General features: G+C 34.9%; 5 protein-coding genes and 3 pseudogenes. 3 read left to right on the forward strand and 5 right to left on the reverse strand.

The features are described 5' to 3' along the window. Nucleotides 1-1299 precede the first annotated feature (1299 nt). Nucleotides 1300-3705, forward strand: coding sequence for a PAS domain S-box protein (locus BAQ49_RS19015; RefSeq protein ID WP_071746643.1), 2406 nt, complete (start codon nucleotides 1300-1302; stop codon nucleotides 3703-3705). 204 nt (nucleotides 3706-3909) lie between these two features. On the opposite strand, the pseudogene BAQ49_RS33680 reads toward BAQ49_RS19015, so the two are convergent. The 3 genes and pseudogenes from BAQ49_RS33680 to BAQ49_RS34340 all read right to left on the reverse strand — a co-directional run. Beyond that, nucleotides 3910-4197: pseudogene (locus tag BAQ49_RS33680) on the reverse strand (FAD-binding monooxygenase); the annotation flags it as partial. A 20-nt stretch (nucleotides 4198-4217) separates the two neighbouring features. Beyond that, nucleotides 4218-5000, reverse strand: a complete 783-nt coding sequence (locus tag BAQ49_RS19020; RefSeq protein WP_071746644.1) for a class I SAM-dependent methyltransferase — start codon at nucleotides 4998-5000, stop codon at nucleotides 4218-4220. A 168-nt stretch (nucleotides 5001-5168) separates the two neighbouring features. Then, nucleotides 5169-5267 (reverse strand): annotated as a pseudogene (locus BAQ49_RS34340) (DUF3967 domain-containing protein); the annotation flags it as partial. Between the two features lie 541 nt (nucleotides 5268-5808). Here BAQ49_RS34340 and BAQ49_RS19025 point away from each other — a divergent pair. Continuing rightward, nucleotides 5809-7140 (forward strand): erythromycin esterase family protein, encoded by a 1332-nt coding sequence (locus tag BAQ49_RS19025; protein ID WP_071746645.1) that lies wholly within the window; start codon nucleotides 5809-5811, stop codon nucleotides 7138-7140. Here the strand turns inward: BAQ49_RS19025 and BAQ49_RS33685 are convergent. Both BAQ49_RS33685 and BAQ49_RS19035 read right to left on the reverse strand, forming a co-directional pair. Then, nucleotides 7129-7323: pseudogene (locus BAQ49_RS33685) on the reverse strand (helix-turn-helix domain-containing protein); the annotation flags it as partial. The gene BAQ49_RS19025 and the pseudogene BAQ49_RS33685 overlap by 12 nt on opposite strands. 283 nt (nucleotides 7324-7606) lie before the next feature. After that, a complete protein-coding gene (locus BAQ49_RS19035; RefSeq protein ID WP_071746646.1) occupies nucleotides 7607-9400 on the reverse strand; it encodes a hybrid sensor histidine kinase/response regulator transcription factor in 1794 nt (597 codons plus the stop codon). 290 nt (nucleotides 9401-9690) lie between these two features. Between BAQ49_RS19035 and BAQ49_RS19040 the strand changes: the two genes are divergently transcribed. Then, the gene (locus tag BAQ49_RS19040; protein WP_071746647.1) at nucleotides 9691-11853 is read left to right on the forward strand and encodes a serine hydrolase domain-containing protein; all 2163 of its coding nucleotides are present in this window, start codon (nucleotides 9691-9693) and stop codon (nucleotides 11851-11853) included. Nucleotides 11854-12223 lie beyond the last annotated feature (370 nt).

The raw sequence follows: 12223 nt of genomic DNA on the forward strand, positions 1-12223 counted from the left end.
CTTTTTAACTGATTCCAAGACTAGTAAAGTAATTTTAGATAACAACTATTATAGGTTCATATAAGCGTTAAATTCTAATAGTTAGACGAGTTATTGGCTATTAGAAGTTTAAAACACTACAAGGTCCCATTCGCTTTGTTGTTGAATAGCTGTAATGCTTAATTTCTAAGTGTTTGCGATAAAGAAAAAAGTTTTTATAGAAGGATCTATTCAGTCTCTAATTATAAGCAATAAAGACTGATGTGAATCTTGGTTTATTAACGCTTTTATTAATAAGGACATATACCTATCGATGTTTTGTCAATGTCTTGTTATCACAATAATCAAGAATAGTTGATATGAGATTAACAATATTATCGTTCTGAGGATTAACATGTTAATGTTTATTGACAAGTTAACCTCATTAACGGCGAGTATTTTGATCCAATTATGCACAATGTCAATCTCATGTTAATACTTACAGAAAGGATTTCTACATTTAAAATAATGACCCTTTAATTATTCGCCCAAGAATAGATTTGAGGCCTCTAAGCCGTATATTACAAAGTAATCATTATTGCTAAGTATAGTCAACATGAGATTAACATTCTTATTTATTGTTAGCTAACATGTTAATACCTATTGATATGTCAATCTCATTCCTGCTATGTATTTTAATCCAGCTTCACGAAATGTCAATCTCATATCAATAATCTGCGGGAAGAATATCTTTGTAAGAAGTATTAAATCTTTAATTGGATATCTAATAGTGGATTGAGAATCTCTAAGTTACATGTTACAAAAAACTATTTACGCTAAATATATTACTTTATTAAAATATAGGGAAACATTCTTTCTATTTTAATAGGGAATCATTGTATTTATTGATGTTTTTAACCGCTATAAATTATATATTTCAATTCTTGTTCTAATAAACTTATGGTTTATCCATGTAGTATTAGTTTCTTATTATCCTTATTATCAAGGGGAGTTGACATAAAGTTAACATTTTTATTCTTTCGAAGGTTAACATGTTAATGTCTGTTGATATATCAATCTCAGTTTGGGTCTGCATTTTGATACTTTTTGTGAAATGTTAATCTCATGTCGATATCCTTTAAGAAGAATATCTTTGTAAGAAGTACAAATTCTTTAATATTTATGCCGATTGCGCATCTTTTTAGAGTAACAGTATCAGTATGTCCAAGATTTAGAGATTACTTACATGTATTTTGAATTTTTTGCACCTGAACCGTTTATATTTTTTGTAGGAATTTTTGCTTTTTTGTCGAATACACTTAATGCAAGGAGGGACATTACATGATTATTAAAGACTATTTCATCAATCTATCTATTTTTTCTTTATTAGTTAGCGCAGCAATATTTATTCAAGTATTTACAATTCATTCCAGGCGGTATTTCGAAAAATTCTATGGAGGGATTATCGCAATTACTTTGATGTTCTTTTCTTTTCCGTACATGGGATTTTCCTACGATCTTCGAGTTGTTCCTCTTATTCTATCTTTTATTTACTTTGGTCGTACTGCTGGTTGGATTACGTTAAGTTGCATTATTATAATGCGTATCTTTTACATTGGTGGGTATTGGGAACCACCTGTGATCGCTTATTTAGGTATGGGTATCCTATTTACTACTTTTAAAACATATTTTAAAAACCTTCATCCTTTTAAAAGTGCATCTTTATATTTTTCTGTTTTTGCCGGAATAAAGTGGTTAGTTGGTGTATTCTTTAATACTACATTGCTTTACACTGAAGGCTTATTATATATATCTTTAGGACTTTTAATTGGGCTATTTCTTATGGAAGCTTACCAGAAATTGTATTATTTAACACAGGACTTATCTAAAATGAATCGGGAATTAAAAAAATCGAAGCAAGAACTCACAGATACCGTACATGAGCTTCAAGGGGGGATTTTTAAATTTAAAAAAGTGGGTAAGCACTTTATACACACTTTATGTGATGGACAGTTCTATTATCAAAACGGATTCTATTCTGAACAGGTGGTAGGAAAAAGCCTACGCACTATTGATGCTTCTATTGTTCCTCCACATTTAGTTCCACAATTGATGAAGTATTATCTTCAGGCATGGGAAGGGAAAGAAATTATATTTGAATTACCCTGGCCAAATGATAAAACAATTATTCTTATTGCGCTTAGGCCGATTAAACGGAATGGACAAGTTATTGAAGTTGTTGGTTCTACAGTCGATATAACCGAAAGGAAAAAGGTAGAATCAGAATTAAGAGCTACCAAAGAATTACTAGAATCATTTATAAAGCATAATGTAGATGCTATTACCATATCTGATCGAGAAGGGCATATTTTACAAGCCAATAAAGCTTATGAAAATATATTTGGGTGGTCATCACAAGAAATTATAGGTAAGAGATTACCTTGTGTACCAGATTTCTTAATGGATGAATCACTCAGAAACATTCAGAAAATTCTAACAAAGGAATCCGTAGTTACTAGATTAGAAACTGTTAGACAACGTAACGATGGAAGTCTTCTTGATGTCAGTCTGACGGTTTCTCCTATACTAGATGTAAGAGGAAATGTGATAGCTTTATCAGCAATATGTAGAGACATCTCTGAAAGAAAACAAGCAGAAAGAGAACGGCATCGATTACACCAACAATTAAGAGATAGTGAAATGAAGTACCGTGCACTAATCGAACAAGCAACTGACGCAGTATATGTAGTAGAGCTGAATGAGGATCGTGTTCCAAGTCGATTTATTGAGGTAAACCCTGTTGGTTGTAAAAGGTTTGGATATAGTAGAGAAGAACTGCTCTCGTTACCGTTTCCAAATGCTGTACCACAAGATTCACCAATGATTGTAAGGTTGTTAGATAAAATTAGAGAGGGACAAACTTCCTTCATTTTGCAAGATGAATATGCTTTTCCAACAGGAAAAATAATAACAACTGAGTTTAGTGTCCGTGTTTTTAACTTAAATGGTAAAGAAGTTTTCCTAAGTATTTCTCGTGATATCACTGAACGGCTAAAAACAGAAGAATTACTACGAAAATCTGAAAAACTTGCTATCGTAGGACAATTAGCGACTGCAATGGCTCATGAAATCAATAATCCGTTAACAGCAGTGAAAGGGTTTATGCAATTACTAAAATCAACGGAAAATGAGAATAATCAGGGGTATATAAATATAGTATCATCAGAGATTGAGCGTATAGAAAGTATTACAAATGAATTTATGGCGGTAGCCAAACCACAGGTGGTAAAGATACAACCTAATGATATTAGTGTGCTAATGAATCAAGTTTTAATGCTAATGCAACCTCAAGCAATGATGAATAATATACAAATTAGAATCGATTTTACACCTGGTATTCCATTGATTCCATGTGAGGAAAATCAATTAAAACAAGTATTTGTTAATGTTTTAAAAAATGCAATTGAATCCATGTCAACAGGGGGAGAAATATTGATTCAAATTGATAAACTTGATAATGATCAAATAAGCATTCGCTTTATCGATCAAGGATGTGGGATTCCAAAAGAACGTATACCATATCTAGGAGAACCTTTTTACAGTATTAAAGAAGAGGGGATTGGCTTAGGATTAATGGTCTGTTATAAAATTATCGAAACGCATCAGGGAAAAGTATTTATTGATAGTGAAGTAAATAAAGGAACAACAGTTGAAGTTACTCTCCCAATTTGTACATTTCAAAAGTAAGATATTCCCTTATAGTGATCACTATACATCGCTATTAAGCTAAGATTCTAAAGTACCCCCTAAATGAAAATTTTCTTTCTCTATAGTTAGTTATTTTGAGAAGGCAGCTCATTTTTCATTTTAGGGGGAATTTTGTTTTTTTTAGTTGATAGCAATATGGCGGTAACCCTATTAAATTTTAATTATTTTGTTTCACTAGTACAATTAATGATTATTTGTTTCGGAATCTTTACAGTTACCTCTATTGGTATATTCAATACAAGATATGTGGCCATCAGATCGAATTAAAACGGCATCTATATTTTTTAACTTGGAATCTTGTATTTCTTCTACAATTACCTTTGTGTGCGAATCAATATTCATGTTATTATCTTTTCCCTATCAATGATGCCTTTCTTTGTTATACATTGATGAATAAATAATCCCTAAGCTACTTACTCTTTCAGCTAAATCTTGATTTACTTCTGGGTATGTGAGTAAATGCGAGATTATAAGGATAAATTAGTATACGCTTATTTCCTTCCATTTAAAATCATTGCATTTCCTAGTACTTTTTTGTTCAATAAAAGCTTTGGCAACTTTATTTTTTCAGCAAGCTTGTAGCTATTCAATTCAGATACACCATGTTTCTTTAATTCATTTAAGAGGCCTCTTTCATCCTCAAATATTTTTTCATCCATAAACAAATCTAAGAAGATAAATTTACCACCAGGTTTTAGCACTCTTAATGCCTCTTTAATTACTTCAGTTTTATTTTCTTTATCTTGTACTTCATGAAATGTTAGGCAACTTACAATTATATCAAATTCATCATCGGTAAAAGGGAGTTCTGCAGCACTTGCTTTCAGAAAATCAATTCTATCAGAGACTCCTTCTATTTTAGCATTCTGTTGGCATTGAGCTTTCGAATATTCCCAATTCCCACCCCAATAATCAATTCCAGTTAAAAAGGATTCAGGAAAAGTCCTTGCCAGTTTAATAATCAGTGAACCACTACCTGTCCCTATATCTAGTATTTTTCCTTTTCCATCCCAATTTACCTTCGCAACAATTAAATCATGTATCTTTGACTGATAATTCCCTCCAAATGCCGAGAATTGGTAAACAGAATAGGAAAGTATAAACGCTATATAAATAAAAGGCAATGCTAAAATCCCTGATAGGACTCGCAGATATAAATTAATTGGTAATAATATTACCGAAAGAAGAATGAGTGAAAAAAACCAAAAAATAAGTAGTTTGTATATTCGTATCCAAGTTCGATAGTTAGCTTTTGTTTTCAAATTATCAGCCATCCTTAAATAATCTAATTTTTGTTTGTTATAATTATAAAGGAAATTAATAATCCTTTATACATCTTCTTTTGTATGTATCAGTAGAATGAAAATACTGAGTCGAATACTCTATAACAAAAGAGACCTCATAAGGTCTCTTTTACTTGTATTAATTAAAAATGATATGCATTTCCAAAACATCCAACAATAATTCTTTTTTAACCTCGCTGCCGCCATTTCTTCCTGGGCTGATACAATAGTACGTTTAGCATCTTGCAATTGATTCAGGTTCAATAGCACAAGTGAAAATAACGGATATACATGGATTAATTTGTGGTATGCCATGATTGACCTGGGTGTACCAACTGGGCGTATGAGGTATATATATTTAAAGCTGGCATCCAATAGTGCAAATCAAACCGCATATGCAAGCCAAGTTATCAGAAGGAAGCTTGGATCATCTCATCAGTATAGTTTAACGGACACAAAAATTATAAAGATTCGCTATTTCAACTTGTAAAATTACAGCTGTGGATATAACTCCTACTGCAACGCAGTTCATTTCTTTCAAGAGGTCGCGTTGCAATTTTTATAAACTTGCAAAATGAATAACCAAATAACCTGCTTCTTTTATTTTTTGATGGAAGGTTATTTGGTTTTTTATATTGGTATGAGTGAATTAAGGGTTTCTTAAGAATCTATTAAGAAATAAGTGAGTTTTAGGAGCTAGAATAAATTTATCTTACCAGTAAGAAGAGAGTTAATGATTTAAATGGAAGTTCGTAGAGCATGTCAAGAAACTAATAAATAAGTATTTTAGGAGGTTTTTATGAAAAAGAAAATGATTATTGCAATTGGTGCTTTTGCTATATCACTGACAAATTTTGTAGGAAGTACTTTTGCAGACTTGAAAACAGAAGTTTCTGTTACAGCTCCTTATAATACAAATCAAATAGTAGAATGGTTAGAAGCACATGCAAAGCCTTTAATAACAACTAATCCAACTGCACCTCTTAATGATTTGAAACCACTTAAGGATATGGTAGGATCAGCTTCAATCGTAGGTTTAGGTGAAGCTACGCATGGGGCTCATGAGGTTTTTACAATGAAACACCGCATTGTTAATTATTTAGTATCTGAAAAGGGTTTTATCAACTTAGTATTAGAAGAGGGATGGGACAGGGCTTTGGAACTTGATCGATATGTTCTTACTGGTAAAGGAAACCCAAGCCAACATTTAACACCTGAATTTAACACGAAAGAAATATTAAATCTGCTTAATTGGATCAAGGAATATAACGCTAATCCAAAACATAAATCTAAAGTGCGTGTCATTGGGATGGATATACAATCAGTAAACGAAAATGTTTATAACAATATAATAGAATATGTAAAAAGAAACAATTCAGAGCTTGTGCCTAGTTTAGAAGAGAAGATAAAAGGCCTTATTCCTGTAACAAAGGATATGGATACCTTTGGCGGCCTTACGAAAGAAAAGAAAGAAAAGTTTATTTCAGATGCTAAACAAATTAGTGCTTTATTAGAACAAAATAAAAGTAATCTAAATGGAAAATCCAAAGAGTTCGCATGGATAAAACAAAATGCCCGTATTATTGAGCAGTTTACTACAATGTTAGCGTCACCTCCTGATAAACCATCAGATATATTTTTGAAACATGATATTGCAATGTATGAAAATGCGAAGTGGACAGAAGAACATTTAGGAAAAACCATTGTATGGGGACATAATGGACACGTTTCGAAAACAAATATGATTCCTTTTATATACCCTAAAGTAGCTGGGCAGCATTTGGCAGAATATTATGGGAAACGGTATGTATCTATTGGAACATCTGTTTATGAAGGACGATATAATGTATATAATAGTAACCGCGAATTTGGTCCATATGGAAAATTAAAATCAGATGATCCAAACAGTTATAATTACATCTTTGGACAAGTCAAAAATGATCAATTTTTTATTGATTTACGTAAGGCAAACGGAGTGACAAAAACCTGGTTAAACGAACAACATCCAATTTTCCCTGGAATAACTACCGAAGGCCCAGAAATACCAAAAACAGTTGATATATCATTAGGTAAATCGTTTGATATACTTGTTCAAATTCAAAAAGTGAGTCCATCTCAACTACATCAATAAAAGTTCTTCTTGTCTCATATAAGCGTCTGGAGCTATTTTAACTAATTTCTGTTTACATTCATAATCTGAGTGAAAAGTTAATGGCTTTACATTATTTTTAAAATAAATACATTCTACATGCGGGAGTATCGAGCCTGATTTCATATGTGAAAGTAAGTATTTAATCTCTTCTCGAGTTTCAATCAGCATTTTAATATCCATATTCCTAGTCTGACATTGTATTAAAAACATAAAGGTAAATATTCATGGTTTGCATATAGTAACACTCCAATTACTAATAGCTATCGTACAAATCCCCTTACAGATAATGTAAGGGGATTTGTACTGCTTAATGAAATATTATCGTCTTCCGCCCGAACTTCCATAAGTTTTTTCTTCGGGAAGATAGGCTCATTAATTGGCGAAGCAGGCGTAAATATATCAAAAGAATATACAACTTGAGTACCATTGGAAAATCCTACAGCTTCTATAATATATTCTTTGTTCGCGCCATTTTGATTGCTTCTTCGCGATTGTTGACGCCGAGCTTCGAGTAAAGATTCGAGCAGTAATTGCGTATCGTTCCCTCCGATAAAAACAGCTTAGAAGCAATTGTTTTGTAGCGAAGCCCGTCCGACAGATGTCCTAAAATTTCCATCTCGCGTTTCGTAAGTCCATACGGGTAGTTTTCCTTACTTGAGCTGACCTTTTCCAGTTGCTCGCGTTGACGCTTCATTTCTTCGAAGACTCGTGTAGCGACAGATTGATTAATCCAGGTTCCTCCATTATAAATAAGTTTCAAAATCTCTATCATTTCACGTGGATGAATTGACTTTAGCACGTAGCCTTCGGCTCCATGCTCCAATGCAGTTGCTGCCTGCAAGGAATCCTCAAACGTTGTCATGAGCACAATCCTAATATCAGGCCAGCTCTGTTTCATCTCAACTAAAGCCTCAAGTCCGTCCATTCCCGGCATGTGAATATCCATTAGTACGATATCAGGAGGGAACTGCTCACAATATTCTAATGCTTCGCGCCCGTTATTTGCCTTACCAACGATGGTAAAATCAGCATGCTGATCTACAAATTGCTCCAAACTGTCGGTAATAAGTGCCTGATCATCAACGATTAACAGGCGGATTTTATCATGTGTAGGCTCTGTCTGCAACGGAATATTACATATGACAAATGTTCCTTGCTCAGCTTCAGAATAGACTGACAATGTGCCGTGATAGTATTCAAGCCGTTCCTTTATACCATTGAGACCAAATCCAAATTGAATTTCTTTCATTCCGATGCCGTTATCTTCAATCTGTAACCGAAGCTGTTTCCTATCAAAGTGGAGTTGAACGGCTATCGAGCTCGCCTTGCCGTGTCGAACCGCGTTTGTAAGTGACTCTTGAAGACAACGGTATAGGCAAAAGTTTATTTTTTGTATTACTAGGGTTTCATTGCCAATCACACGGAATGTAATCGTTGTACCTGTCGATCTCATAAATTGCTCGGTTAATTCTCTCAATGATTCACTTAACAAATGATGTAATGGATTATGCGAGAGCTGATGAAGATGTTTTCGAATATCATCCAGACTGTTTTGGGCAATACCGACGAGTGAATCAATCCTCTCAAACTGCGAATCTGGCACTGAGGTTCGCAGTGATTCGACACCCACGATGAGGGAGGTAAGAGTATGGCCGATTGTGTCATGCAGCTCATGTGACAGTCGGTTGCGTTCTTCTATTAGCGTAAGTTCCTCAATCCGCTTAATATGTTGCTCCAGTAGCAGCTTCTGCTCTTGTATAATTTGGGCTTGCTTATGGTACTGAATTAAAATATTAAATGCCATCCCAATGAGAAAACCAAGGCTGCAGCTAAAGATAGACTCATATGGGAGCTGATTAGCGATCCAACTGTTTAATGCCGGGAATACGATTCCACAGAGGATACCTGTCCACACATAGTTTTTATGAATGTTTGCTAAACCAATAATCATTACGAGTAAAACGAAAGACCAGAGCATTCCCGGTGCTACATAAGCTAAATAAAGATAAAATAAGCCTGCTGCTGTGACATCGATTGCAAGATACCAATCTTCTTTCTTATATCGGACGATTAATGGAGCAAGGTAAACAACTATAGCAAGAGAAAGTACAATCCAAAATGACGCATTGATTAATGATGGATATATAAAATCAGCACTTATAATTACGAACAGCCAAAATGTTCGAACGGTTACAAATATCCAATCATACCAAAACCATTTTTTTATTACTGAGAACATAGATTATGCACACCTACTTATATTATTTTGAGGTTAATTTACTAAGGATTCAGATTTATCATGTAACATAACTTTAAATACGTCAATAAAAAGAGGAAGGAAAGTCAGAGAATAGCTGTTAAATCTGTCACATGATATAGGTGACAGATTATCATACGATTTATATGACATATTTACGCATGGTGTCATGAAACATTTAGTTGTTTTATCACTATGTTATTTAACAAATTTGAAGTTAAGGTGAGGGAGTGAAGCAACAGAAAATTTTAAAATAATAGGAGAGATGTGCTATGAAGTCATTCATCACTAAAAAAGGAACAACAATTGCTTTAACAGCGACTATACTGACTGGAACGTTAGTATTACCTACTAATGGAAATGTAAACGCAGTGTATAAAAAGACTCACACCCAGCAGACCGTTGATAAAGCGGCTAATACTGATAATACTCCAGGTGTTATTGTTGCCGTGAAAAATGGAGATGTAAATTGGTCATATGCTTCTGGTGAAGCAAACATTGAGAGAAATCATAAGGTGGATGCTGACTCTGCCTTCAGGATCGGAAGTACAACGAAGACGTTTGTCGCGACAGTTATATTACAGCTTGTTGAAGAGAAGAAGCTAAGTCTCGATGATACGGTAGAGAAATGGATGCCGGGACTCTTAAAGGAGAACGGATATGATGGAAACAAAATTACAATCCGACAATTACTAAATCACACGAGCGGAATTCCGGACTTCTTGACTCCAGAGCTTAAGAATAAATTACTTGAAAATCCAAGTGAAAATTATACACCTGAGCAGTTAATTGCTCGCGCTTTGGAATTAGAGCCAGTAAAGGGGTGGGCATACTCGAGCACAAATACAGTTATTGTGGGGCTTATTATCCAGAAGGTTACTGGGGAGACATATGCCGAACAGATTAAGAAACGAATTATAGAGCCACTCGGACTTAAAGATACAGTCCTTCCTGGAAGCTCGATGGATATCCCGAAAAAAAATGCTCGAGGCTACTTGAATACGGGTGATAAATTAGTAGATATTACAGTGCTTAATCCTTCATTTGCTAATGCAGGCGGTGAAATGATCTCGACAGGAGAAGACTTGACGACGTTTTTCCGCGCATTATTAGGTGGAAAGTTGTTGACACCAGAGATGAAAAAGGAAATGATGACTAGTACAGCTGATTCACCATTAGGAAAGTATGGGCTTGGCGTACATGCAACAAAATTGCCGGACGGTACCGAAGTATGGGGGCATGGTGGTGGCATTCCCGGATTTACTAACTTTGCAGGTGGAACGGAAGATGGTCAACATGTCATTTCAATAAACATCAATGTACTAGGAGCTGAAAAACATATCAATAATATTTTAGTGTCAGAATTTACAGGGAAAATTAAGAAGGGACTTACGGATAAAGAAAAGAAAAGGAACCATCGAGAAGAAGTCAAATACGTAATCGATCAGGTAGTAACTAATAAAAAAATTCCAAGTGTCATAGCAGGTGGATTAAAAGACGGCAAGCACTGGTCTTATGCTACAGGGGTAGCGAGTTACGAGGTACCACGCGCAGTGGAACCGAACTTTTCATTTCGTATCGGAAGCATCACGAAGACGTTCACAGCTTCAGTTATACTACAGTTGGCGGAGGAGAAACAATTAAACCTTGATGATTCTGTTGAAAAATGGCTACCGGGGGTCGTAAAGGGTAATGGTTATGACGGTAACAAAATTACGATTCGTCAGTTACTAAATCATACAAGCGGGATAGCATCCTATACAGATTTGGATATGCGAGATATTACCTTGCCTCAAAATCCATATCGTTACTATACAGCTGATGAACTAATCGGATTGGGACTTGCCAAGCAGCCTGTATTTACACCAGGAGAGGGCTGGGACTATTCAAATACCAATACGGTGCTAGCTGGTCAAATTATTCAAAAAGTAACGGGAGATTCATATGCAGAACAAATCAGAAAACGCTTCATCGAACCACTTGGGCTAAAGGAGACATTTGTAATGGAAGCAAATCCTCATATACCAGGGGAGCATGCTACAGGATATAATATGGACAGATCGGGTCATTTGTATGATTTGACAGAAATAAATCAATCATGGGCAAATGCAGCGGGAAATATGGTTTCATCTGTCAAAGATTTAACTACTTTCTTCAGTGCGCTGTTGGGCGGAAAGCTTCTAAATCAAGAGATGATGGACCAAATGCTCACAACAGTAGATTCACCTATTGGTAAAGTCGGACTAGGAATTTATGAAGAAAAGACACCGGATGGGCAATCATATTGGGGGCATGCCGGCGGTACTTTTGGGTTTGAATCGAGAGTTGGTGGCTCTCTTGGAGGGGAGCATATTTTAGTAACTTCCATAAACACAGTAGGTTCAGAAGTTATGGTGGGTCGGGATAAAATTTTCAATAAAGAATTTGGCCGTTAAGTTTAAAGTCGACATCGTGCCCTTTATTTAAGGGGGTGTCGGCTTTTTTTGCTGCGATTTCCATTTTTTGTGTAAGAGAGAAACACTTGCTTTCTGCATTCAGAATAAAATCACATTTAAATAGATAAGAAGTAAGAGTACCATTACGACGGCGTATTTATAATTCGATTAGGTGAGATCCACCAGAAGTACCGCAAGAATTCGTTATTTTTCGGTCCGCTTGTAATAAACTTTGCAATTTTTGATGAAACGAAGACTTTAAGGTAGTTAGATTTGAGATTTTCAAGAACTTCATGAAGATATTAGGTTCTTAAAAGGGATAGTCAAAACTCCTAAGTTGATGTATGTGTGGTAACCATATCAAAAAGAA

The organism is Bacillus proteolyticus (assembly GCF_001884065.1).
Taxonomy (GTDB): domain Bacteria; phylum Bacillota; class Bacilli; order Bacillales; family Bacillaceae_G; genus Bacillus_A; species Bacillus_A proteolyticus.